Here is a 23,963-nt window from a genome sequence, read left to right on the forward strand (position 1 = left end):
CACCTGCAAAAAGGCCCCGATCACTCGGGGCCTTTTGCGTTGCGGGGTAGAAGGCGCGTTGCAGGCTCAGTGCGCGCCAGCCGCCTTGTTGAGGTCAGCGTCTTCCCACTGGGTGTACACGCAGGCATCCGCCGCTGCCCAGCGCACCTGGACCTGCTCACCGGCCTGCAAGGGCATGCCGGCTGCAGACAAGGCCTTGACCGTCATCGGCGTGCCACCCTGGGTCACGACGCTGCAGGTCTGGCTCTCGCCGAGAAACAGCGTCTCGGTGACCGTGGCGGCGATCTGGTTCCAGCCCGGCAGCAGCGGTTGCTCTGCAGCCTGCGCGGCGCTCAATGCCTGGGCTTTCTCGGGACGTACCATCAGCAGTACCTGCTGGCCCGTATTGGCGCCGGGTGTCAGGCGCATGCCCAGGCTGGCGCCTTCGAAGCTGCCGGAACCGTTGCTGGTGGTGGTCAGCTTGAGGAAGTTGGAGTTGCCCAGAAACGAGGCCACGAAGGCATTGGGCGGGTTCTGATAAAGGTCGTAGCCGCTGCCCAGCCCGACAATCTTGCCGTGGCTGAAAATCGCGATACGCTGCGACAGGCGCATGGCCTCTTCCTGGTCGTGGGTCACGTAGACGATGGTGATGCCCAGGCGCCGGTGCAGCTGGCGCAGCTCATCCTGCAGGTCTTCGCGCAGCTTCTTGTCCAGTGCGCCCAACGGCTCGTCCATGAGCAGAATGCGCGGCTCGTAGACCAGGGCGCGAGCGATGGCAACGCGCTGCTGCTGGCCACCGGACAGCTGCGAAGGGCGACGGTGTGCGAAGGCCTCGAGCTGCACCAGCTTGAGCATTGCGTCGACCTTGCGATCACGCTCGGCGCGGCCCAGCTTGCGGATGTCCAGGGGGAAGGCAATGTTGTCGCGCACCGACAGGTGCGGAAACAGCGAATAACGCTGGAACACCATGCCGATACCGCGCTTGTGCGGCGGCACGTTGACCAGCGACTGGCCGCTGACCAGGATCTCGCCGGAACTGGGTGTCTCGAAGCCTGCCAGCATCGACAGGGTGGTGCTCTTGCCCGAGCCACTGGAACCGAGGAAGGTCAGGAACTCGCCGTTCTTGATGTCCAGGTCGATATTGTCGACCGCAGCGAAGTCGCCGTAATGACGGTTCAGGCCGCGGAGGCTGACCAGGGTGTCGCCGGCCTGCACGGCCTGTTGTTTGATCACAGCACTCATGTCCAGCTCCTAGGCGTTGACGGGGTTACGGCGACGAATGATTTCGGCAGCCACCATGACCAGCACCGACAGGGCGATCAGCAGCGTCGAGGCGACGGCGATCACCGGCGTCAGGTCCTGGCGCAGGGTGGTCCACATTTTCACGGGAAGAGTCTGCAGGGTGGGGCTGGCCATCATCACGCTGAGGACCACTTCATCCCAGGAAACCAGGAACGCGAACAGGCCGCCGGCGACCATGCCCGGACGAATGGCCGGGAACGTCACCTTGAAGATTGCCTGCAGGCGCGACGCACCACAGATCACCGCAGCGTCCTCGATTGACTGGTCGAACAGCTTCAGCGAGTTGATGATCGAAATGATGGTGAAGGGCAGGGCGACGATCACGTGGCTGACCACGAACGAGAACACCGTGCCGGTGTAGCCCAGCTTGAGGAACAGCGCATACACGGCCACCGCGATGATCACCACCGGCACGATCATCGGCAGGGTGAACAAGGCATAGAGCAACTCGCGGCCCGGAAACTTGCCGCGCACCAGCGCGAAGGCCGTCGGCAGGCCCAGCAGTACCGCGAACACGGTGGTCAGTGCAGCGACTTTCAAGCTCGACCAGGCCGCCGCCATCCACTCCGGGTTGGCGAAGAATTGCAGGTACCACTTGGTGGTCCAGCCCGGTGGCGGAAACACCAGCCACTGGGATGAGCCGAACGACAGCAGCACGATGAAGACGATCGGCAACAGCAGGAACAGGCCGATCGACCCCGTGGTGAGGTACAGGCCCACGCGCAGGCGTCGACTCATGGCATTGGGGGTAAGAAGCATGATGACTTACCTCGAATTGCTGGAGCCGACCGGGGATTCCGGTTGCAGCTTCAGATAGAAATAGAACAGCACCAGGGTGATCAGCACCAACAGTGCGGCAGCAGCGCTCGCCAGACCCCAGTTGAGGAAGGATTGCACCTGTTGCACGATGAACTCGGGCAGCATCATGTTCTGCGCGCCACCCAACAGCGCCGGAGTCACGTAATAGCCCAGCGACATGACGAACACCATCAAGGCACCGGAGAACAGTCCCGAGCGGCACAGCGGCAGGAATACCCGGAAGAAGTTGGTCCACGGACTGGCGCCGCAGATGGCGCCGGCCTGCAGCACCATCGGGTCGATGGCCTGCATGGTGGCCTGCAGCGGCAGAACGATGAACGGAATCATGATGTAGCTCATGCCGATCACCACCCCGGTCAGGTTGTGCACCATCTCCAATGGCTGGTCGATGATGCCCAGGGCCATGAGCAACTTGTTGACCACCCCCGACGCCTGCAGCAGCACCAGCCAGGAGTAGGTGCGCGCCAGCAGGCTGGTCCACATCGACAGCAGCACGATGCTGAAGATCCAGCGGCCCCAGCCGCGTGGCACCAGGGTGATCACCCAAGCCAGTGGAAAGCCCAGCAATACGCTGAACAGAGTCACCAGCCCGGCCACCGAAAAGGTGTTGAACAACACCCGCGCATACGCCGAGTTGGCGAACAGTTCGCGGTAGTTGTCCAGCCCCGGTGTCGGCTCCAGCACGCCGCGCAGCAGCAGGCCAATGAGCGGGGCGAAGAAGAACAGGCCGAGGAACACCAGCGCCGGGATCAGGTTGCTCGACCCGCGCCAGCGCTGGATCAGGCTCGGGCGCGGCTGGGCGGCACGCAGCGCACCAGGGCCGCCGGCGGCGCCCCCGGTGCTGCCGAGGGCGGAGGGCGAGGACAGCTTCACTTGACCAGCCATTCGTTCCACCGTGTCGCGATAGAGGGGCCATTCTTGGCCCAGTAGGCGAAGTCCAGAGTGATCTGGTCGTCAACGTGCGCGGTCGACAGGTTGGGCGCCAGAACCGAGTCCAGGCGCTGCACGCTTTCAGTGTTGACCGGGGCGTAGGCCGTCAGATTGGAGAAATCGGCCTGGCCCTTGGCACCGGTGGCGTTGGCCACGAAGCGCATGGCTGCCTCCTTGTTTTTCGACCCCTTGGGCACGACCAGGAAGTCGGCCATCGCCAGGTTCTGCTTCCAGCTCACGCCCACCGGAGCGCCATCCTGTTGCAGGGCGTAGACCCGACCGTTCCAGAACTGACCCATGGTGACTTCGCCCGAGGCCAGCAGCTGCTGGGACTGGGCGCCGCCGCCCCACCAGACGATGTCCTTCTTGATCGAATCGAGCTTCTTGAAAGCGCGGTCGAGGTCCAGTGGATAGAGCTTGTCGGCAGCGACGCCGTCGGCCAGCAGGGCGATCTCCAACACGCCTGGGCTGGGCCACTTGTACAGTGCGCGTTTGCCGGGATAGGCCTTGGTGTCGAACAGTGCAGTCCAATCCTGGGGTTTGCCGGCGCCGACCTTGCCTTCGTTGAAGCCCAGCACGAATGAGAAGTAGAACGAGCCCACGCCGTAGTCGGAGACGAAGCGCGGGTCCAGCTTGGTGCGGTCGATGACCTTGAAGTCCATGGGTTCGAGCAGGCCTTCGCTGGCCGCACGCAAGGCAAAATCGGCTTCCACGTCGACCACGTCCCACTGCACGTTGCCGCTCTCGACCATGGCCTTGAGCTTGCCGTAGTCGGTGGGTCCATCCATGACCACCGCGGTGCCGCTGCTCTTGCTGAACGGATCGGCCCACGACGACTTCTGCGCGTCCTGGGTGGTGCCGCCCCAGCTGACGAAGCTCAGCGTCTCGGCTGCCACGGCAGTGCCTGCCGTGAACGCCAGGGTCGCTGCGGCCAACGCCGCTATCGCACGTTTTTTGAATACCATCTTGTACGCCCTCATTTGTCATTGTTTGAGCGGGCTGTTTCCACACCCGCGTATCGGGAGCAGTCAGGTCGTGGCGACCTGGACGATCGTTTGTTTCAGATGCCGTTGCCGTCCATGGCGGATGCATCCGGTCCGGGTGCCTGGAATGCGATGCTTTCGACCACTTCGAGGTCGTAGCCCGTGAGACCTGCGTACTTGAGCGGCGGGCCCAGGTGACGCAGTTTTCCGACGCCCAGGTCTTGCAGGATCTGCGCGCCGGTACCGACTTCCGAGTAGATGCGTGTCTGCGTACGCGAATAAGGGCGCACCGGCTGGGTCAGGTGCGGTACCCGCTCGAGCAGGGCCTGGGAAGACTCGTGATTGGCCAGCACCACCACCACGCCCGCACCGTGCTCGGCGACTTTCTGCAGCGCCGCCCACAGCGTCCAGTTGGCGGGACCCGTGTACTCGGCGCCGACCAGGTCGCGCAGCGGGTCGATGACGTGGACCCGCACCAGAGTCGGATCTTCGCGGCGGATGTCGCCCATGACCATGGCCATGTGCACGCCGCCCTGGATGCGGTCTTCATAGCTGACCAGGCGGAACGTGCCGTGCACGGTAGGCAGCTCGCGCTCGCCCATGCGCGTCACCGTGTGCTCGGTGCTCAAGCGGTAGTGGATGAGGTCGGCGATGCTGCCGATCTTGATGCCGTGACGGGCAGCGAACAGCTCCAGGTCCGGACGACGCGCCATGGTGCCGTCGTCTTTCATGACTTCGACGATCACCGCGGCAGGGGTGAAGCCGGCCAGCCGCGCCAGGTCGCAGCCGGCTTCGGTATGCCCGGCGCGGGTCAGCACACCACCTTCGCGGGCGCGCAGGGGAAAGATGTGGCCCGGTTGCACCAGGTCCGCGGCAACCGCCTGAGGCGCTACTGCGGCGGCAACGGTGCGCGCCCGATCGGCGGCGGAGATACCGGTGGTGACCCCGCTGGCGGCTTCGATGGAAACCGTGAACGCGGTGCCGAACCCGCTGCCGTTGCTGGGTACCATCTGCTCCAGCCCCAGCCGCTGGCAGCGTTCCTCGGTGAGGGTGAGGCAGATCAATCCGCGTGCTTCGCGGGCCATGAAACTGATGGCCTCGGCCGTGCAGCAGTCGGCGGCGAGCAGCAGGTCACCTTCGTTTTCGCGGTCTTCGTCGTCCACCAGCAAGACCATCTTGCCTTGACGAAAGTCCTCGATGATTTCTTCGATGCTGTTGAACGCCATGCCTGCACTCTCTGGGATGACTGGTCTGGGATAACTGGCCTAATCGTGGTATACCATAATACGTACATTACCCCCTGTCGAGGTGAAAATGAAGGCTTATTGGATTGCTCATGTAGACGTTACCGATCCTGCGCAGTACGTGCTTTACACCCAGCGCGCGCCGGCGGTTTTCGCCCAGTTCGGGGGGCGCCTGCTGGCCCGTGGGGGGCGTTCGCAAGCCATGGAAGGCAGGGCCACGCCGCAGCGCAGCGTGGTGATCGAGTTCGATTCGTACGCCCAGGCGCAAGCCTGTTACGAGTCCAGGGAATACCAGGAAGCAGCCGCCCTGCGTGCGGGCGCCGCGAAGGCCGAGGTTATTATCGTCGAAGGTTGCGAGGCGGTCGCCGGCTAGCGCATGAAGTGGATGCGGCCGGTATCGTCGTTGCCCATGTAGATGCCGTAGGTACCGGTCGCACGCTCCTGGATGTAGCGCTCCAGGATCTGCCGGATGGCGGGGTAGTAGATACTGTCCCAGGGAATGTCCTGCGGCGCGAAGAACTGCCGTGCGGCAGTTTCCGGGCCGAACTCGTCGGTGATCTCCAGGGCCATCGCGCGAAAGATGATGTACACCTCGCTGATCCGCGGGACGCTGAAGATCGAGTACGGCGAGAGGATTTCGGCGCGCACTCCGGCTTCTTCCCACAGCTCGCGCAGGGCGCCTTCCTCGGTGGTTTCTCCGCTTTCCATGAAGCCTGCGGGCAGCGTCCAGGTGCCGGGGCGCGGCGGGATCGCGCGCTGGCACAGCAGGTACTTGCCGTCGGTTTCGACGATGCAGCCGGTGATGACCTTCGGATTGACGTAATGGATGTGGCCGCAACCGGAGCAAAAGGTCCGCTCATGGGTATCGCCCGCAGGGATTCCGAGGCTCAGGCCGCAGGCACCGCATTGGGGGCAAAACCGTGGAGTGGCCATGGCGGTCAGCGTCCGATGCGCGGTTCGTTGAGGGCTATGGGCGCGGCGATGTCGCGCACCTTGTGATCGTCGTTGCGCTGCTGACGCAATGATTCCAGGGCCACCTTCGCAGCGGCGCGGACGTGATCGACGGACGCCTGGTGCGCCGCCATCGGATCGCCGCTCTTGATCGCGGTGACGATGCGTTCCATTTCGTCGCTACTGACGCCGCGGCGGTTTTCCTGCGACACCGAGGTGGCGCGCAGGTAGCTGATGCGGGCCTGCAACTGGCGCAACTGGGTAGCGGCGACCTGATTGCCCGAGCCTTCGAAGAGCACGTCGTAGAAACCCTGGACCGAGCTCAGGACGTCGGACAATGCACGCTCTTCGAGCGCCTTGCGGTTGACCGCCAACGCTTTTTCCAGGGCGCGGATGTCCCGGGCCTTGGCATTGAGGGTGAACAGCTGGACGATCAGGCCTTCGAGCACGCAACGCAGCTCATAGATGTCGCGAGCGTCTTCCAGGGTGATGATGGCCACGCGTGGACCCTTGGCGTCGGCGAATTCCACCAGCCCTTCGGATTCCAGGTGTCGCAGCGCCTCGCGCACCGAGGTACGGCTCACGCCCAGGCGCTCGCACAGATCACGCTCGACCAGGCGATCGCCCGGCAGGAGCTGGAAGTTCATGATGGCGCTGCGCAACTTGTCGAGCACGATTTCGCGCAGGGTGACGGGGTTGCGATTGACCTTGAAGCTGTCGTCGAGGGGCAGGCGTTTCATCGGGTCCGCTCTGTTGAAAAGGCAAAAAAACAGCGGCGAGTCTAGCACGCCACCCGACCTTGCTGCCCAACGGCGACAGGCCAGGTGCCCAGGTGCGGCCGGCCTGGTGGGTCAGCGCAGGTCGATCATCCCAGGGTCGGCAATGCGCCCAGTTTGCCGCGGTGGTAAAGCATGGGCGTCAACGGCTCGCTGGGCAGGATCAGGTTCTTCACTGCACCGACGATGATCGCGTGATCGCCACCGTCGTACTCGCGCCACAGTTCGCACTCGATGATGGCCGTGGCTTTCTCCAGCAGCGGGTTGCCCAGCTCGCTGAGGTGCCAGGCGATGGCCCGCGCCTTGTCCTTGCCCTTGCTGGCAAAGGCGTAGGCTTCCGCCTGCTGGTCTGCGGACAGCAAGTGAATCGCGAAGCGCTTGCTGTCACGCAGGATAGGGTAGGTGTCCGACTCGTAGTTGGGGCAGAACAATACCAGCGCCGGGTCGATCGACAGCGCACTGAATGCACTGGCGGTGATGCCGACGATGCCGCCTTCCGGGTCCAGCGTGGTAACCACCGTCACGCCGGATGGGAACGAAGCCATCACTTCTTTGTAGATGCCGGGTTCGATCATTTCAAATTACCTCAACGCATCACGAATGGGTCGGGCATGGGGGCCTGGGACAGGTTGATCCATACCGTCTTGAGTTCTGTGTAGGCCAGCACCGAATCGATGCCGCTCTCGCGGCCATAGCCACTGTTCTTGAAGCCGCCGATCGGCGCCATGGCCGATACCGCGCGGTAGGTGTTGACCCAGATGATACCGGAACGCACGTCACGGGCCAGGCGGTGGGCACGGCCCAGATCGCGGGTCCAGATGCCGGCGGCGAGGCCGAACTGGGAGTCGTTGGCCATGGCCAGCGCTTCTGCTTCGGTGGAGAAGCGGATGACCGACGCCACCGGACCGAAGACTTCCTCCTGCATGATCTTCATGGAGTGGTTGTCGCATTCGAACAGGGTCGGCTGGTAGTACCAACCGTCGCTGTCGGTCTGTGCGCGCTGACCGCCCATGCGCAGGGTAGCGCCTTCTTCCAGCGCCTGCGCGACCAGGCTTTCGACCACGGCCAATTGCTGGGCGGTGGCCATAGGGCCCATTTCGCTGGCTTCGTCCTGGGGGTTGCCGATCTTGATGCGCTTGGCGCGCTCGACCAGACGCTCGACGAACTCGTCGTAGATCTCGTCCTGCACCAGCAGGCGCGAGCCGGCCACGCAGCTCTGCCCCGAGGCGGCGTAGATGCCGGCCACCACGCCGTTGATGGCGCTGTCCAGGTCGGCATCGGCGAAAATGATGTTCGGCGACTTGCCGCCCAGCTCCAGGGACAGCTTGGCGAAGTTTTCGGCGCTGCTGCGTACCACATGGCGCGCGGTGGCGGCACCGCCGGTGAAGGCGATCTTGCGCACCAACGGGTGGCGGGTGAGGGCAGCGCCGGTGCTCGGGCCGTAGCCGGTGACGACGTTGACCACGCCCGGCGGAATGCCGGCTTCCAGAGCCAGGCGCGCCAATTCCAGCAAGGTGGCGCTGGCATGCTCTGAGGGCTTGAGAACGATGGTGTTGCCGGCCGCCAGGGCCGGCGCCAGCTTGATCGCCGTCAGGTACAGCGGGCTGTTCCAGGGAATGATCCCGGCCACCACGCCGATCGGTTCGTGCACCGTGTAGGCGAACAGGTCAGGCTTGTCGAGCGGCAGTGTGCCGCCCTCCAGCTTGTCTGCCAGGCCTGCGGTGTAGTGGAAAAATTCGGGCAGGTAGCCCACCTGGCCGCGGGTTTCGCGGATCAGCTTGCCGTTGTCACGGCTTTCGAGCTGAGCCAGCGCTTCCTTGTTCTCGCCGATCAGGTCGCCCAGTCGGCGCAGCAGCTTGCCCCGGGCGGTGGCGGTAAGCCCGCGCCATGCCGGCGCCTCGAACGCCCGCTGTGCGGCCTGCACGGCGCGGTCGACGTCGGCCTCGTCGGCGTCGGGCAACAGCGCCCAGGGTTGGGCCAGGGCCGGGTTGTGACTCTCGAAGGTCTTGCCGGACAGCGCATCGACCCACTGGCCGTCGATGCACATCTGAAAGCGTGAAAGGGTCATGCGACGATCCCCTGTGCCTGGTTGTCCAGGCGCTGGGCCCGGGTGAGAAAATCCAACAACATCTGGTTGACCAGCCGGGGTGATTCCACCGGCATCATATGCCTTTGCTCGTGGAGTATCGCTACCTCGGCGTGGGGAATGCGCTCGGCCATTTCCCGGGCCATCTGTGGCGTGGAGCCCGGGTCGAGCTCACCCGTGGCGATCAGCGCCGGCGCCGCGATGCTGCCGAGGTCATCGGCGCGGTACATGTCCTGGGTGGCGAACAGCTCATAGGTGGTCAAGTAGCCCTGAGGATCATTGCTGGCCAGGGTCTCGCGCAGCGCGGCGATCTGCGCCGGGTTGGCCGCCTGATACTCGCGGCTGAACCAGCGCGACAACGCCGCCTCGGCGTTCGCGTTCGGGCCATGCTCGGCAGCCTGCCCGGTGCGCGCTATCACCCCGGCGCGCTGTTCGGCGCTGCGGTTGAACACGCTGTTGAGCACCACCAGGGCCTGCAGGCGTTCGGGGTAGTGCAGGGCGAACGCCCGTGCCACCAGCCCGCCCATGGAAAAACCGATGACCGTCGCTGCGGGCACCTGCAAGTGGTCCAGCAGTTCGAGCAATTGGTCGGCATAACCGAGCAACGCCGTGCCTGGCGCAGGCAACGCACTGGCGCCATGCCCGAGCATGTCGTAGGCGATAACCTGATAGTGCGGCAGCAGCCCGACGAACTGGCCTCCCCACATTTCCTTGTTCAAGCCCACTCCATGGATGAACACCACGGGCGGGCCGTCACCCGCGGCCAGGTAACTGGTACCGGCCGCAGTGCGTTCAGCGGTAAGCCGAATCATGGAGCGCTCCTGAGTCAAGTGGGTCACTGGGCCTTTTCGGCAGCCAGCTCTTCCAGGTCGATGTAACGGTTGCCGATCCGCGGGTGCAGGCGCCCGCCGTTGGCGCAGCCCAGGACGACGACGATCTCGTCGGCGCGCGGCGAATCCTCGATCTGCATTTCCAGGGTGACGTAGTGGGAGCGCAGGCCTTCGTCGTCCTTGTGCATCATCGGGATCTGGATCGAGGTGCCAGGGCCGCCGCGCTTGTTGGTGAAGCTCAGGTAGCTCTTGGCTTGCACCGCTTCACGGTAATGGTTGCCGAAGCGCAGGGTGTGGATGACGGCCGAAGCGTGCTCGATTTCGCCGTCGGCACCCACCACCGCCGCCTTGCCGTAGGCCTCGATCTTGTCCGCGCCGCCGATGCTGGCCACCAGGCGCTCGACCATCAGGGCTCCGAGGTCCGAACAGTTGGCCTTGATCTCGGGTTTCAGGTCATCGACGAAGCCGCGGCCCAGCCACGGGTTCTTCATGACCACCGCGAGGCCAACCATGGTCACGGGACTGTCGGTGGCCTTGCCGCCTTCGATGAGGGTCTCTTCGGAGTAAGTGACGATTTTGCGGATCTCGAAGCTCATGCCTGTTTCCTTCTTGGAGGGTTTGTATCTGGTATTATGGTATACCAAGAACGAGCTTCGGCAAGTGTTTTTTTGTGGCACGGGCGGTCTCGTCTGACTGCCCGTAGAACTGGGGATAGAACCCGGCTGAAAAGCCAACCATGCTCGGCGCGCGTGGCGCAGGTGATCGGATTCAACCTCGCGTTGTTGTCGGGAAGCACGGTTGGCGGTGCATCGGCGTGAACGACGCGGGCACACTTGTGCGCCGTGTCATGCCAATAGAGAATGAATGAATGTGCTTATTTATCGCTTTTTCTATTTCGCGCAGCTGGCCAAGATTGACCATCGAACAAACATAATAAAGGAACGCTCATGGTCGAATTAGCCCACACCGAGGCCGCCGCTCGGTCGGCCAGGTCGAAGTATCGCTGGATAGTGCTGTCGGTGATCGTCGTGGTGTACATGCTGGCCGCTGCCGATCGCGCTAATATCGGCATCGCTCTGCCGTATATTCAGAAGGAATTTGGCGCCAGCAACGCGCAGGCTGGCATGCTCGTCAGTGCGTTTTTCCTGTTCTATTCACTGGGTCAGATTCCGGCAGGCTTCATCATTAGCCGGTTTGGCGTGCGGCTCGTCGCGCCGGTGTCGATCACGCTGACGTCGATCGTCACCCTGTTGATCGGAACCGCGCATAACTTCGGCATGATCAAACTCTATCGGTCCGCCTTGGGCATCGCCGAAGCCGCACTCCCGCTGTCCATGCTCAGCACCATCAATCGCTGGTTTCCAGCGGGTGAGAAGGGCTTGGCCACGGGCGCATTCCTTTCTGCCGCCAAGATGGGCGCCGTCATAGCCCCACCCGTGGGCGCCGCCATCATCATGCTTTACGACTGGCGCACCATGTTCATCGTCTTCGCCATCCCCGGCCTGCTGCTGGCATTGATCTGGTGGTGGGTAGTGCCAAACGATCCCCGTGCCTGCAAGCGGGTCAACGGTGCCGAAGCCGATCATATCGAAGATCAGACCCCGGCCGAGAGCGGGCCCAAGCGCCGTCAGCGAGATTTCGGCGCGTTGGACAAAGTGCTGCGCTACCAGCGAGTGGCACCCCTGGCTTCCTCTAAATCGGTATTTGCCTCCTGGAACATCTGGGGCTGTGGCCTGGGTTATTTGCTGATGACAGGCGTGGTCAATGTGCTGCTGGCCTGGCTACCCAAGTACCTGAGCGAAGTGAAGCACTTCGAACTGATGCAGGTTGGCTTCATCGCCGCACTGCCGTTTGCCGGTGGAGTACTGGGCAACATCGTCGGCGGCTGGTTCTCGGACCGGATTCTGGACCGTCGTCGCAAGCCCACCATGATGATCAGCGCGGTGGCCACTTGCGTGATGATGGTGGCCTTGGTTTATGCGCCCAACGGGCTGTTGGCAGTAAGCTTGCTGTTGTTCGGCACGGGCTTCCTGCTGAACATCGGTTACTCGTCGTTTTCGGTCTATTCCATGGGCCTGACCAGCCGCTCCACTTACCCGGTTGCGGCCTCGTTGGTCAACAGCGCAGGGCAGGCGGGCGGAGCAATAGCACCCCTGGTCACCGGCTTTCTGCTGGACAGCTACAGTTGGACAGCGGTCTTCATTTTCCTGGGGATCTGCTCGCTGGCGGCCCTGGCCTTCGTGCTGACCATTGCCGAACCGGCTGATCAGGTCGAGCCCGCCGCGCAATGACAACGTTGCGTTGATCCTGGTAATACGCAATGGGGCGCCGAATGCACGGTGCCCCGGGCTCATCGTTGCAACTGGCGAGTGAAGTCGCACAGCTCTACTGCCAGCCCCGACACCTCGGTCATGAACGCTGAAGGGCGATCGTTTCGATACATCGCCTTGTAGGGCACTGGGGGTAATGTGGGGGTTGTGCGGATGATGTTAAGTTTGCCCTCGTCCACCAATGGCCGAAAGCATTCCAACGGCAGATAAGTCACACCCAAGCCTGCGGCTGTCAGTCCGAGCATGGCGGTCAGACTGTCCGAGGACAGCGTCTTGGGCAGGTCGACGCCCAAGGTACGCAGCCATTTGTTCACGAACAGTCCCGAGCCCGATTTCTTGCCTTGAACCAGCATTGGGTATTTCGCCAGTTCCGCGAGGTCCAGCACCTCATCGTGGCCTATCAGGCCCGGTGCGGCCATCCAGGCATTCTCGACCTCGCCCAAGGCGACAGAGGTCACTTCCGGCGCGGTAAAGGTGTCGGGAATGATGATCAGGTCGATCATGTCGTCCATGAGCTTTTCATGGAGGTTGCGGCTCATGTCGACCTCTGGCTCGATAATGAGTCCCGGATAATCGGTTACCAGCCGCGTCACCAATCGCGGCAGCCAAGTCCATGCGGTCAGTTCGGTCACACCCAACCTGAGCCGGCGCTTCACCACTTGGGTACCGTCCTTGAGGGAGTCGATGCGCTCGGCGAGCCCGAGCATTTCCCGCGCTATCACTAACAGTTCCTCGCCAGCGCTGGTCAACCGGGCGCCGCGTTGCGAACGGTCGAACAGCTGCATGCCGGTCGACGCCTCGAGTTCCTGAACGCGTTTGGATATGGCGGACTGAGTGGTGCTCAGGTGCTCTGCAGCGCGCTCGAAAGTTCCGAGCCGCTCTATCCAGTGTAAAGCAAGCAATTGGCGCAGGGTGATCATGTCCATTCCTTAATAGAATGATTGGATATTGAATAATATCGCTTTTTCTATTTCATAGCCTGTTTATGCTGGTGTTATCTGCCATCGGAGAACTGTCTATGACTGCCGTACTCGCCTCATCCGAACGTGAAGAACTGGTAACCGCATTTGCCCGCACCTCCACTTCGATCATCAGTGACTGTCTGGATCGTTTGCCGGGCGCAGCGTTGCGCCCCTTTCACAAGATCGAAGGGACCATGGCTGGTATCGCTTTGACGGTAAAAGTAGCCAATGGCGATAACCGAGCCATTCATCAGGCCCTTGAACTGCTCGAACCTGGCCACGTACTGGTGGTCGATGGCGGCGGCGATGTCAGCCGTGCATTGATGGGCGACATCATGGCGGCGATTGCTGAAAAACGTGGCGCGGCGGGTGTGGTGATTGACGGCGCGATTCGCGATCTGGCAACCATTGGCAAGGGTATGTTTCCGATGTTCGCGCGGGCCGGCATTCATCTGGGCCCCTACAAGAACGGACCTGGTGAGATAAACGTTCCAGTGAGCATCGATGGGATGATCGTGTCGCCGGGCGACTTCGTCGTCGGTGACCACGATGGCATCGTCGCCTTCGCCGCATCGCGCGCGGCCGAGCTGTTGAGCGCCTGTCATGCGACCGAACAAAAGGAAGCGGAAATGATGGCGCAGATCGCCGCAGGCACTTACAAGGGCGCCTACGCCGCTCACTGATTGCAGGAGATACAGCATGAAAATCGGAATTATCGGTGCAGGCGAAGTCGGACTGACCTATGCAAGACCCTGGGCGGCAGCTGGGCACGAAGTCGTTTTGTGCGATCTGAAGCCGTCCGCTGCTGCGGCGGCCTTTGCTGCGCAGGCAGGCAGCGATATCTGTACATCGGTTGCAGACATCGCGCCAAGCTGTGACGTACTGGTATCGTGCGTGTTTGGTACGGTGTCGCTGTCCGTCGCCGAGCAGGCGCTCGCGCATATGGCCAAGGACGCTTTATATGTGGACATGACCACTGCCGATCCCGCATTGATCAGGACGGCGGCGCAACGTGCCGCAGAATTCGACGTGAGTTATGTCGATGTGGCCATCCTCGGTGCGATTGCGCTGACGCACGAAAAAACCAACTTGCTGGGCGCCGGCACTGGTATCGAGCGCGCCCTGACGTTGTTCGCCTTCGCCGGCGCGCCGCTCAAACCAGTGGAGCACGGCGCAGCCGGTGATGCGGCGGCCCTGAAGATCCTCAGAAGCGTATTCACCAAAGGCTTGGAAGCCCTGACTATCGAATGTTTCATGGCCGCGGAGAAGCAAGGCGTCAGTGACAAGTTGCACGACGCTTTGAGCGACATTGATCAGGCAAGCCTGCGCGATTTTCTCGGTGCCCTGATCCGCACCCATGTACTGCATGCGCCGCGTCGCTTGAAGGAAGTCGAAGAAGCTGAGCGGCAGTTGCGTGCCGCTGACATGCCGGTCGCGGTGCTGCCGGGGGTCAGGGATCTCTTCCAGCGCACGACCGACCAGATCGCCGCGAATCCGATCGATGTGGCAACACCCACGCTGCCGCAGGCATTCGAGTGGTTGTTCAAGGTCAACGAAGTATCCAGATGACTGCGCGGTGACGTAGCTTGTGTTCCCTGTGGGAGCGGTCATCGGCCGCGAAAAGGGCCCCGTAGTTTGCCTGATGCTCCGTGGCGTCTGGTTCGCGGCCGCGGACCGCTCCTACAGGGCATTTGCGCGTTTTGAAGGGGGGTGGGGGTATCATGGCCTGATCACAGGCGAGGTATCCATGTTCGATTGGGAAGATCTGAGGCACTTTGCGGCCTTCGTGCGGGCGGGCTCGTTGACGGCGGCGGCCAGGGCGCTGGCGGTGGACCATGCCACCGTGGCGCGGCGCATTGCGTCACTGGAAACCGCGCTCAACCTCAAGCTGGTCGATCGCCGCTCGCGTGCCTACGTGCTGACCCACCAAGGGTTACGGATTGCCGAGTTCGCCGAGCAGATGAGCACCTCTTCGTTCGCCCTTGAGCATTACGCGGGCGCCGATCAGCCGGACGTGCAGGGCGAAGTGGTGCTGTCGGCACCGCCCGTATTGCTGGGCAGCCTGATTGCGCCCCACGCCGGTACCCTGCTGGCGCAGCATCCGGCGTTGTCGCTGCGCCTGGTGGGCACCAAATCGCGCACCTCGCTGGCGCGCCGGGAGGCAGATGTCGCCGTCAGCCTGGCCCGGCCGCTGGAGTCGACATTGGTGGCGAGTCTGCTCGGGCACCTGGACTATGCGCTGTACGCCAGCCCTGCCTACCTGGCGCAGTCAGCGAAGCCGCGTTTCATTGGCTACGACGCTTCGCAAGCCAAATCCCTTCAGCATCGCTGGCTGGTCGAGCAGGCCGAGGACGGCGAATTCGTGCTGTGCAGCAACGACCTGCGCGTGCAGGCACTGGCTGCCGCCGGCGCCGCGGGTATCGTCTGCCTGCCGGCGTTCATTGCCGCCGAACATGGCCTGCAACGGGTCGACCCTGAAGCGGCCACCTTGAACATCGAGGTCTGGATGGCGTTCCACGAAGACGTGCGCGCCACGCCACGCATCCAGGCGGTCAGCGAATTCGTGCGGCATTGCATGGCAGTGCTGCCACGCTTGTGAATTTCTGCATAGCTCAGGTGCGACGCCTGGGGGTTATGTCTGATAGGAGTGGGCGCTAAGGTAAAGGCATCGGACCGGCATGTCGCGCGGTCCTCCGCAGGAGCCTCTCCATGAACTACGTCAAGCTGGGCAACACCGGCCTGGACATTTCCCGCCTGTGCCTGGGCTGCATGACCTTCGGCGAGCCCGATGCCGGCACCCACCCCTGGACCTTGGACGAGGATGCCAGTCGGCCGATCATCAAGCATGCGGTGGAGCAGGGCATCAACTTCTTCGACACGGCCAACAGTTACTCGGCCGGCACTTCCGAAGTCATCGTCGGCAAATTGCTCAAGGAGTTCACCCGTCGCGAGGAAACCGTGATCGCCACCAAGGTGTTCTTTCCGGCCAACATGTGGGAAGGCTCGAAAAAGCCCAATGAGCAGGGCCTGTCGCGCAAGGCGATCATGGCCAGCATCGATGCCAGCCTGCAGCGGCTGGGCACCGACTACGTCGATCTTTATCAGATCCATCGCTGGGACTATCACACGCCCATCGAAGAAACCATGGAAGCCCTGCACGACGTGGTGAAAGCGGGCAAGGCGCGCTACATCGGGGCCTCGTCGATGTACGCCTGGCAGTTCGCCAAGGCCCAACAGGTCGCGGCCAGCCACGGTTGGAGCCGGTTCGTCTCGATGCAGAACTACCTCAACCTCATCTATCGCGAAGAAGAGCGCGAAATGATTCCCCTGTGCCTGGATCAGGGCGTCGGCCTGATGCCCTGGAGCCCGATGGCCCGCGGCCGGCTGACGCGCCCGCACGGCATGCGGACCGAACGCACCCGCACCGACATTTCCGGGCAGTCGTTCTATGCTGCCACCGAGGTCGAGGATGGCAAGGTGATCGAAGTGGTCGAGCAGATCGCCAAGGAACGCGGCGTGCCCATGGCGCAGGTGGCGCTGGCGTGGGTGTTGAACAAGCGCGGCGTGTCGGCGCCCATCGTCGGTGCTTCCAAGGCCGTGCAGTTGGACGATGCCCTGGCTGCACTGCAACTGTCGTTGAGCGAAGAGGAAACGGCGCGGCTCGAAGGCCCCTACGTGCCACACGTGGTGACCGGTTTTGCCTGACAGCGCTGGGCGCAGGTGGGTCGCCGAAGAATCGCGCGGATGCTATCGTTGCTGTGCGATCCACTGCCTGAGTTGAACATGACCCACCCGTTTCCCTTTTCCCGAGAGGGCATGAGCGAGAAAGTACGCTGCCACGACTGGGCCGCGACGCCGCTGGGGCCGATCCACAGTTGGCCTGCCGTGTTGCGCATTGCCGTCGATATGCTGCTGGCATCGCGGTTCCCCGGCTGTCTGGCCTGGGGGGACGAGCGCATCACCCTGTACAACGATGCGTTCGAGCCCTTGCTGGCGGGCAAGCCGCCGGCGCTCGGGGTGCCGATGCACATCGTCTGGAACGAAGTGTGGGACGACATCGAGCCGATAATGACGCGCGCCTTCCAGGGCGAAGCGACTTTCATCGAGGACTTCCCGCTGGTCATCCAGCGCAACGGCAGAGCCGAGCAGGCGTATTTCACCTTCTGCTACAGCCCGGTACGCGACGAACATGGCACCATCGTGGGCATGCTCGACACGGTCATCGAAACCACTGCAACATTGCAGGCCAGGGACAGGGCCGAGCAGGCAGCCGAAGGCTTCGAGCGCGAAGCGGTGGCGCGTACGGCCGAACGTAACCGGTTCTGGGACCTTTCATCCGACATCATGTTGGTGGCCAGCCGCAGGCTCGAAATCACAGCCATCAATCCGGCCTGGTCGCGGGTGCTGGGCTGGAGCGCCGAGGACCTGGTTGGCCGGCACGCCATCGACCTGATCCACCCCGACGATCATGAAGCGGTAGCGGTTGCGATGGTGCCGCTGTATCGCGGCGAACGCCTGCATGACATGACCTGCCGCCTGCGCCACCGCGACGGCAGTTACCGTTGGATTGCCTGGGCAGCGGTGCCTGCCGAAGACTCATTCCACTCCGTAGGCCGCGACGTGACCGAAGAGCGCGAGCGTGCGCTGATGCTGCAGCAGGTCGAAGAACAACTGCGCCACAGCCTCAAGATGGAAGCGGTCGGGCAGTTGACCGGCGGGCTTGCCCACGACTTCAACAACCTGCTGACCGGCATCAGCGCCAGCCTGGAACTGCTGCGCCAACGTGTCGAACAGGGCCGCATCGGCGAGCTCAAGCGTTACATCGACGCTGCACAGGGGGCCTCGGCCCGGGCCGCCACCCTGACTCATCGGCTGCTGGCGTTCTCGCGTCGTCAAACCCTGGCGCCACGGGCTGTCGAGCCCAAGGCCCTGATCGCCGACCTCGAAGACCTGGTACGCCAGACGCTGGGCCCGAGCATCGAGTTCAGTGCCCAGGGCGACGACGATGTCTGGTGGGTGCGCGTCGACGCCAACCAGTTGGAAAGCGCATTGCTCAACCTCTGCATCAACGCCCGTGATGCAATGCCGGGGGGCGGCAGCCTGTGGTTGCGCGCGCGCAATCACCATCAGTTCGCCCGAGCCCGCACCGAGAACGATCTGCAGCCGGGCCAGTACGTGTGCCTGAGTGTGACCGACAGCGGCACCGGCATGGATCCGCAGACCATCGCACGGGTATTCGATCCGTTCTTCACCACCAAGCCATTGGGTCAGGGCACCGGCCTGGGCCTGTCGATGGTGTACGGCTTCGTACGCCAGTCGGGCGGGCAGATTCGCGTCGATTCCTCACTGGGGCAGGGCACCGCAATGCACCTGTTCCTGCCGCGACACACCGGCGAGATCGGTGCGACGCTGCCGGTACTGACCGGAGCCCTGATAGACACCGAAGCCACCGGTGAAACCATCGTTTTGATCGACGACGAAGGAACGTTGCGGCAGATGGTGGGCGAGGCGTTGCGGGAGAAGGGCTATCGAGTGCTGGAAGCGGCCAATGGCGTAGAGGGCCTGTCACTGGTGCAAGGCGGCCTGAAGGCCGACCTGTTGATCACCGATATCGGCTTGCCGGGTGGGCTCGATGGTCGTCAGGTGGCGGATGCTGCCTGGGCGATGGAGCCGGGTCTGAAGGTACTGTTCATTACCGGCTATGTGGATCAGACCGCAGCCATGGACGAGTTGCCCGAAGCTGTTGCTCATGTGCTGACCAAGCCGTTCAGCCTGGACCACCTGACCCACACCGTGCGCTCGATGTTGGTCAGGCGTTAGCTCATACCGCTATCCGGCGCCGCTGCTGGCGCCCGATTCGCGGTCTTTCTCGATGGTTCGGGTGCGTTTCTCCAGCACCAGGTACACCACGCAAGCAATCGCCAGCGGCAGCAGGAAATACAGCGCCCGGTAGGCGATCAATGCGGCCAGCAGCGCACCTTTGGAGTATTGCCCTTGCAGCAGGGTGATGAAGATGGTCTCCAGCACACCCAGGCCGGCTGGGATATGGGTGATCACACCGGCAATGCTGCTGATCAGCAGGATCGCCAGAATGGTCGGGTAGCCGACCTTCTCGGGCAGCAAAGACCACACCAGCAAGCCCATCAGGCTCCAGTTCAACGCGCCCAGACAAGCTTGGGTCAGCGCCATCTTGAACGACGGCAGAAGAATCTCCTGCTTGCGTATCGTCCAGGTGCGTTTCTTCGAGAAGCGGCAGGCCGCCAGGTACGCCAGGCCAAGCAGGATGATCACCACGCCGATGATCTGTAGCCCGGTACTGCCGATCTTGAAACCTTCGGGAAGCGCCGGCAGGCCCATGGCGAACAGTGTACCGGCCACGAACAGGTAGCCCAGCCAGTTGGTGATCAGACACAGGCTGAGAATCTTGGTAATGGCCGGCACATCCAGACCCAGCTTGGAGTACAGGCGATAACGCAGGGCAATCCCACCGACCCACGAGCCCAGGTTGAGGTTGAATGCATAGCACACGAAGGCCAATGGCAGCACCTGCCGACTGGGCACTTCGTGGCCGATATAGCGCTTGGCCAGCAAGTCATAGCTGGCGAACGTCAGGTAGCTGGCCGCGACGATGCCGGCACCGATCAACAAGGTACTCATCTTGTAGGAGCTCAGCGCATGCTTGACCTCCTGCCAGTCGAGGTTTTTCACCAGCATGAACACCAGCACCGGGACCAGGATGAAGCACAGCACGGTCATGATGCGCTTGGCCCATACCCACTTGCTGGATTTCGGCGAGGCCTTCGGCGCGCTCTGCGATGAAGTCGTCATACCGTCTCCTTGTGATCCAGCGACGGCGCCTGGCAATGCTGCGGTTCGACATCGATCAACGGCACCAGCTTGGGCGAGTGCGCTGGAATGAACCCCACCATGGCCGGAAAGTGGCGCAGGAAGTGGAAGGTGAGGAAGATGATCGGCGCGCGCCACCAGTACCCACGCAGAACCCGTTGCAGGCTGATCGACTTGCAGGTGCTTTCGGCCAGTTCCTGCAGGTGATCGTGCAGCCGCTGGTTGAAACGGCGGTCGTTGATGATCAGGTTGCCTTCCAGGTTGAGCGACAGGCTCAGCGGATCGAGGTTGCTGGAACCAACGGTCGACCATTCCCGGTCCACCACCGCGACCTTGCCATGCAGCGGACGCTGGCAGTACTCGCGGATGACCACGCCGTCACGCAGCAGATAGTTGTAGAGCAGGCGCGAGCACAGGCGCACCAGCGGCATGTCGGGCATGCCCTGCAGAATCAGGGTCACGTGGACACCGCGCCGGGCCGCGTTGCGCAGTTCGCGCAGAAAACGGTAGCCGGGGAAGAAGTAGGCGTTGGCGATGATGATCCGTTCACGCGCACCACGAATCGCCTTGAGGTAATGGTCCTCGATATCGGTGGTGTGCTCGTTATTGTCGCGAATGGTCAGCAGCAGCCGCGCGCTGGCGCTGTCGGCATCGGGCGACGGGCTGCGCGAGCGCCATGGCGCACGATCGCGCACGACCTTGCTGGTGCGGTCGAGCAGTGCCAGGGTGGCTCGGTGCAGGTCGGCCACGATGGGGCCTCGTACACGCACGGCATAGTCCTGCTTGGCCATTGGGTCGCCGGAGTCGGCCAAGTGGTCGGAACTGTAGTTGATGCCACCGACGAAACCGATTTCGCCGTCGATGACCGCAATCTTGCGGTGCAGCCGACGAAACAGGTTGGTGCGTACGCCCATTACCCGCGGCTGCGGGTCGAAGGCCAGCAGTTTCACGCCCGCATCGGACAGCTCGCGCAGGAACTGCGTGCTCAGCTCCGCCGTGCCGTAACCGTCCACCAGCACTTCCACACGCACACCGCGTTGCGCCGCTTCGATCAGCACCCGCTGCAAATCCTTGCCTACTTCATCTTCATAGATGATGAAGGTCTCGATCAACACTTCCTCTCGAGCCTGGCCGATAGCCTCGAACACCGCCGGGAAGAACTCCTCGCCGTTGATCAGCAGCTGGATTTCATTGTTGTCACGCCATTGCTCGCTCATAAGCGAACCTCCACTGCGAGGGGCACATGATCGGAAAGATGGGACCAGGGTTTGCGCGACAGCACCTTGGGCAGGTGGGCTGTCGCGTTGCGAATGTAGATGCGGTCGAGCCTGAGCAGTGGCAGCCGGGCCGGGAACGTCTTCGCCGCACTGCCGAAGGCTTCGACGAACACTTCGGTCATGTGGCAGCTCGCCAGGGCTTCGTCGGCACGCACGCGCCAGTCGTTGAAATCGCCCGCGACGATTACGGCAGCTTTTGGATCAAGGCTGTCGAGCAACTGGCAGAGCAACTTCAGTTGCTGCTGGCGCTGGCCTTCGCGCAGCCCCAGGTGCACGCAGATGGTGTGCACCTCTCCATGCCCCGGTACGGCCAGCACCGAATGCAGCAGGCCACGCTCCTCGGTGCCATTGACGCTCACATCGAGGTTTTCGTGGCGCACGATCGGAAACTTGGACAGCAGCGCGTTGCCGTGGTCGCCGTCCGGGTATACCGCGTTGCGGCCGTAGGCGTACACCGGCCACATGCTGTCGGCGAGAAATTCGTATTGGGGAACGTCCGACCAGTTGTCGTAGCGCTGGCCATGGGAGCGATGCATCCCGAGCACTTCCTGCAGGAACACCACGTCGGCGCCCAGCGTGCGTACAGCCTCGCGCAACTCGGGGAGCACGAAGCGCCGGTTCAGCGGGCTGAAGCCCTTGTGGGTATTGACCGTCAGAACATGCAGGGAAGTTACCGCCACAGCGTCCTGGGGTAACGGCTGAGGATTGGGGGTGGTCATTCTGAAGCTCCTGAGGGGACGACAGGGGCACTTTGGCCCCTATGGTCCGACTCGGAAGCGATTGTGAAGGTTCAACGGTGCCATCATTGGAGACCAGGCCCATGCCGGAGCGACCTGATGCTGTAGAAAATGCGTTTCACAGACGTGCTCAGGTCCGCTCAGGGTGCTGGTGCGAGGCGAGGTCATGTGGACTGTATGTGACCTGAAAAATCATAAATCCAATAAGTTGTGGCATAAGTCGATAAAATTGACATAACCAACAGCATAAGGGATTTAAATTTTACCTTGGATGCATGCCCATCCTATAATGTGGGTCACTACGCCAGACAGTCCCCGAGGTTTCGCAATGTTGGATTTATATTTCAACAAGCCAGCCGAGATCGCCAAGCGCCTTTGCGGGCGCTTGCGCACCGAGCGGCTGGCACTGAACATGACCCAGGCCGATCTGGCGGCCCGCGCCGGCATAGGCACCAACACCGTTTCCAACCTTGAAGCCGGACGCAATGTCGGGTTCGAGAACCTGGTCAGGGTGGCGATGGCATTGGGTCGAGCCCAAGAGCTCGATGGCTTGTTCATGCCCAGGCTGGAAAGCATCGATGACATCCAGCGCTATGAAAACAGTGCCAAACGTCTTCGCTCTAAAAGGAAGACTGGCAATGCCTGAGCAGGTGAACGTTTTTTACGAGGGCTGGGGCGAGCGATGGCAGTGGGGCACGCTGGTGTCTACCACTGCCCTGACGGGTCGTCCGGTGATCGTGTTCGAGTACAGCAATGAAGCCAGGGAAAAGGGCTTTGAGCTGTCGTCTTACAGGCTGCCGTTGAAAGGTGCTCGATTGCGACGGGATTTTCCAGACCACCAATGGCATTTGCCAGGACCCGTCTACGACGCGTTACCAGACGGCTGGGGCATGTTGCTGATGGATCGCATGTTCAGGCGTCGTGGGCTCGGCACGGCGCGAATCGGTACGCTGCAACGGCTGGCCTACATCGGTAGCAATGCGATGGGCGCCATGACGTTCGAGCCGGTGGTACCCGAGGGGCAGGAGTCCGATGTTCATATTCCTTTGGAACAACTTGCAACCGAAGTGCAGGAAGTGCTCCAGGGAGACGGCGGTGAGTTCTTGCAGACCCTGCTTCTGGTGGGCGGCTCGCCTCAGGGTGCGAGGCCCAAAGCGCTTGTTCATCGCGACCCGGCAACGGGCGGATTCACCACGGCGGTGATGCCGGGTTTCGAGGCCTGGCTGGTGAAGTTTCCAGCCAAGGACGAACATGCGGAGGTGTGCGCCATTGAAATGGTCTATGCCGAGTGCCTGCGCATGTGCGGGATCGAAACGCCCGAGACCCAGTACTTCGGTCTGCCGGGCGGGTTGGCTGCGTTTGCCAGCAAGCGTTTTGACCGCCGGGGTGGCCTGCGCATCCCGATGCAAAGCCTCGCAGCCTTTACCGGGGCCGACTATAGATCACCGGGCGTATTGGACTACGTCAACTTCCTGCGGGCGACGCATATGTGTACCAACGACGTGCGAGCGATGGCAACGGCGTTCGAGCGTGCGGTCTTCAATGTCGCGTTTAACAACCGGGACGATCACCCGAAGAACTTTGCCTACATCATGACGCGCGACGGTCAGTGGCGATTGTCGCCGGCCTACGACGTGACGTTCTGCGAAGGACCAGGCGGATACCACCAGATGGATGTGATGGGTGAGGCGCTGGCGATTTCACGTACGCAAATGCTGCGGCTTGCCGAGGAAGCAGAGCTCGCCCCGGCTGCCGCAAGCAAAATGATCGAGGGTATTTGTGATGTGGCCAGCCGGTTCGCGACTATTGCTCAGGACCTGTATCCGCAGCTCATTACTCAAGACACCTTGCGCATGATCCAGAACCGTATTGATGAGAACGTTGCTCGGCTGCGAGCAACAGTCAGCTGAA

General features: G+C 62.5%; 24 protein-coding genes. 9 read left to right on the plus strand and 15 right to left on the minus strand.

The window, feature by feature from the left end; all coding sequences use genetic code 11:
- Nucleotides 1–66: 66 nt before the first annotated feature.
- From IFU31_RS14385 to ribBA, 5 genes are all read right to left on the minus strand, one after another.
- Complete coding sequence (locus IFU31_RS14385; protein WP_192055362.1) at nt 67–1,221, minus strand: ABC transporter ATP-binding protein; 1,155 nt, start codon at nt 1,219–1,221, stop codon at nt 67–69.
- 9 nt (nt 1,222–1,230) lie between these two features.
- A complete protein-coding gene (locus tag IFU31_RS14390; RefSeq protein WP_122477679.1) occupies nt 1,231–2,040 on the minus strand; it encodes an ABC transporter permease in 810 nt (269 codons plus the stop codon).
- A 6-nt stretch (nt 2,041–2,046) separates the two neighbouring features.
- Nucleotides 2,047–2,985 (minus strand): ABC transporter permease, encoded by a 939-nt coding sequence (locus IFU31_RS14395; protein ID WP_122477681.1) that lies wholly within the window; start codon nt 2,983–2,985, stop codon nt 2,047–2,049.
- Nucleotides 2,970–3,995 (minus strand): ABC transporter substrate-binding protein, encoded by a 1,026-nt coding sequence (locus tag IFU31_RS14400; RefSeq protein ID WP_122477683.1) that lies wholly within the window; start codon nt 3,993–3,995, stop codon nt 2,970–2,972. Before IFU31_RS14400 ends, IFU31_RS14395 begins: the two co-directional genes overlap by 16 nt.
- A gap of 95 nt (nt 3,996–4,090) precedes the next feature.
- On the minus strand, nt 4,091–5,239 hold the full coding sequence (gene ribBA / locus IFU31_RS14405; protein ID WP_122477684.1) for a bifunctional 3,4-dihydroxy-2-butanone-4-phosphate synthase/GTP cyclohydrolase II: 1,149 nt from the start codon (nt 5,237–5,239) through the stop codon (nt 4,091–4,093).
- A gap of 88 nt (nt 5,240–5,327) precedes the next feature.
- Here ribBA and IFU31_RS14410 point away from each other — a divergent pair, with 88 nt between their 5' ends.
- Nucleotides 5,328–5,630, plus strand: a complete 303-nt coding sequence (locus IFU31_RS14410; protein ID WP_122477686.1) for a DUF1330 domain-containing protein — start codon at nt 5,328–5,330, stop codon at nt 5,628–5,630.
- Here the strand turns inward: IFU31_RS14410 and IFU31_RS14415 are convergent.
- The 6 genes from IFU31_RS14415 to IFU31_RS14440 form a co-directional block, all read right to left on the minus strand.
- Nucleotides 5,627–6,190 (minus strand): NUDIX hydrolase, encoded by a 564-nt coding sequence (locus tag IFU31_RS14415; RefSeq protein ID WP_192055357.1) that lies wholly within the window; start codon nt 6,188–6,190, stop codon nt 5,627–5,629. The two genes, IFU31_RS14410 and IFU31_RS14415, sit on opposite strands and share 4 nt — an antisense overlap.
- A gap of 5 nt (nt 6,191–6,195) precedes the next feature.
- Nucleotides 6,196–6,948: a GntR family transcriptional regulator gene (locus IFU31_RS14420; protein WP_122477690.1), complete on the minus strand. Its 753-nt coding sequence runs from the start codon at nt 6,946–6,948 to the stop codon at nt 6,196–6,198.
- 125 nt (nt 6,949–7,073) lie between these two features.
- Nucleotides 7,074–7,559 (minus strand): flavin reductase family protein, encoded by a 486-nt coding sequence (locus IFU31_RS14425; protein ID WP_185793181.1) that lies wholly within the window; start codon nt 7,557–7,559, stop codon nt 7,074–7,076.
- An 11-nt stretch (nt 7,560–7,570) separates the two neighbouring features.
- The gene (locus IFU31_RS14430; protein ID WP_122477694.1) at nt 7,571–9,052 is read right to left on the minus strand and encodes an aldehyde dehydrogenase; all 1,482 of its coding nucleotides are present in this window, start codon (nt 9,050–9,052) and stop codon (nt 7,571–7,573) included.
- On the minus strand, nt 9,049–9,882 hold the full coding sequence (locus tag IFU31_RS14435) for an alpha/beta fold hydrolase (RefSeq protein ID WP_192103398.1): 834 nt from the start codon (nt 9,880–9,882) through the stop codon (nt 9,049–9,051). The genes IFU31_RS14430 and IFU31_RS14435 overlap by 4 nt, the downstream gene beginning before the upstream one ends.
- Before the next feature lie 23 nt (nt 9,883–9,905).
- Nucleotides 9,906–10,496 (minus strand): amino acid synthesis family protein, encoded by a 591-nt coding sequence (locus IFU31_RS14440; RefSeq protein ID WP_192055351.1) that lies wholly within the window; start codon nt 10,494–10,496, stop codon nt 9,906–9,908.
- Between the two features lie 351 nt (nt 10,497–10,847).
- Between IFU31_RS14440 and IFU31_RS14445 the strand changes: the two genes are divergently transcribed.
- Entirely contained in the window at nt 10,848–12,191 is a 1,344-nt protein-coding gene (locus IFU31_RS14445) for an MFS transporter (protein WP_185793183.1), read from the plus strand.
- A 59-nt stretch (nt 12,192–12,250) separates the two neighbouring features.
- Here IFU31_RS14445 and IFU31_RS14450 read toward each other — a convergent pair whose 3' ends face one another.
- Nucleotides 12,251–13,150 carry a LysR family transcriptional regulator gene (locus IFU31_RS14450; RefSeq protein WP_185793184.1) on the minus strand — a complete coding sequence of 300 codons (900 nt, stop codon included), beginning with the start codon at nt 13,148–13,150 and terminating at the stop codon, nt 12,251–12,253.
- 65 nt (nt 13,151–13,215) lie between these two features.
- Here IFU31_RS14450 and IFU31_RS14455 point away from each other — a divergent pair, with 65 nt between their 5' ends.
- The 5 genes from IFU31_RS14455 (at nt 13,216) to IFU31_RS14475 (ending at nt 19,012) form a co-directional block, all read left to right on the plus strand.
- Nucleotides 13,216–13,875, plus strand: a complete 660-nt coding sequence (locus IFU31_RS14455; RefSeq protein WP_244657679.1) for an RraA family protein — start codon at nt 13,216–13,218, stop codon at nt 13,873–13,875.
- A gap of 16 nt (nt 13,876–13,891) precedes the next feature.
- Nucleotides 13,892–14,761: an NAD(P)-binding domain-containing protein gene (locus IFU31_RS14460; protein ID WP_185793186.1), complete on the plus strand. Its 870-nt coding sequence runs from the start codon at nt 13,892–13,894 to the stop codon at nt 14,759–14,761.
- A 178-nt stretch (nt 14,762–14,939) separates the two neighbouring features.
- Nucleotides 14,940–15,791, plus strand: coding sequence for a LysR family transcriptional regulator (locus IFU31_RS14465; protein ID WP_192103399.1), 852 nt, complete (start codon nt 14,940–14,942; stop codon nt 15,789–15,791).
- A 110-nt stretch (nt 15,792–15,901) separates the two neighbouring features.
- On the plus strand, nt 15,902–16,897 hold the full coding sequence (locus IFU31_RS14470) for an aldo/keto reductase (RefSeq protein ID WP_192103401.1): 996 nt from the start codon (nt 15,902–15,904) through the stop codon (nt 16,895–16,897).
- 111 nt (nt 16,898–17,008) lie between these two features.
- Nucleotides 17,009–19,012: a hybrid sensor histidine kinase/response regulator gene (locus IFU31_RS14475; protein ID WP_192103403.1), complete on the plus strand. Its 2,004-nt coding sequence runs from the start codon at nt 17,009–17,011 to the stop codon at nt 19,010–19,012.
- Between the two features lie 9 nt (nt 19,013–19,021).
- On the opposite strand, the gene IFU31_RS14480 is transcribed toward IFU31_RS14475, so the two are convergent.
- The 3 genes from IFU31_RS14480 to IFU31_RS14490 are packed head-to-tail and all read right to left on the minus strand — an operon-like array spanning nt 19,022 to nt 22,034.
- Nucleotides 19,022–20,020: a lysylphosphatidylglycerol synthase domain-containing protein gene (locus tag IFU31_RS14480; RefSeq protein WP_185793189.1), complete on the minus strand. Its 999-nt coding sequence runs from the start codon at nt 20,018–20,020 to the stop codon at nt 19,022–19,024.
- Nucleotides 20,017–21,255 carry a cardiolipin synthase ClsB gene (gene clsB, locus IFU31_RS14485; protein ID WP_192055350.1) on the minus strand — a complete coding sequence of 413 codons (1,239 nt, stop codon included), beginning with the start codon at nt 21,253–21,255 and terminating at the stop codon, nt 20,017–20,019. The genes IFU31_RS14480 and clsB overlap by 4 nt, the downstream gene beginning before the upstream one ends.
- Nucleotides 21,252–22,034, minus strand: a complete 783-nt coding sequence (locus tag IFU31_RS14490) for an endonuclease/exonuclease/phosphatase family protein (RefSeq protein ID WP_122477706.1) — start codon at nt 22,032–22,034, stop codon at nt 21,252–21,254. The genes clsB and IFU31_RS14490 overlap by 4 nt, the downstream gene beginning before the upstream one ends.
- Nucleotides 22,035–22,380: 346 nt before the next feature.
- Here IFU31_RS14490 and IFU31_RS14495 point away from each other — a divergent pair, with 346 nt between their 5' ends.
- Both IFU31_RS14495 and IFU31_RS14500 read left to right on the plus strand, forming a co-directional pair.
- Nucleotides 22,381–22,698, plus strand: a complete 318-nt coding sequence (locus tag IFU31_RS14495) for a helix-turn-helix domain-containing protein (protein WP_122477707.1) — start codon at nt 22,381–22,383, stop codon at nt 22,696–22,698.
- Nucleotides 22,691–23,962: a type II toxin-antitoxin system HipA family toxin gene (locus IFU31_RS14500; RefSeq protein ID WP_122477709.1), complete on the plus strand. Its 1,272-nt coding sequence runs from the start codon at nt 22,691–22,693 to the stop codon at nt 23,960–23,962. Before IFU31_RS14495 ends, IFU31_RS14500 begins: the two co-directional genes overlap by 8 nt.
- The last annotated feature ends 1 nt before the right edge of the window (nt 23,963 follow it).

It is taken from the genome of Pseudomonas sp. CFBP 13602, assembly GCF_014842725.1.
In the GTDB taxonomy this organism is placed as follows: Bacteria; Pseudomonadota; Gammaproteobacteria; order Pseudomonadales; family Pseudomonadaceae; genus Aquipseudomonas; species Aquipseudomonas baltica.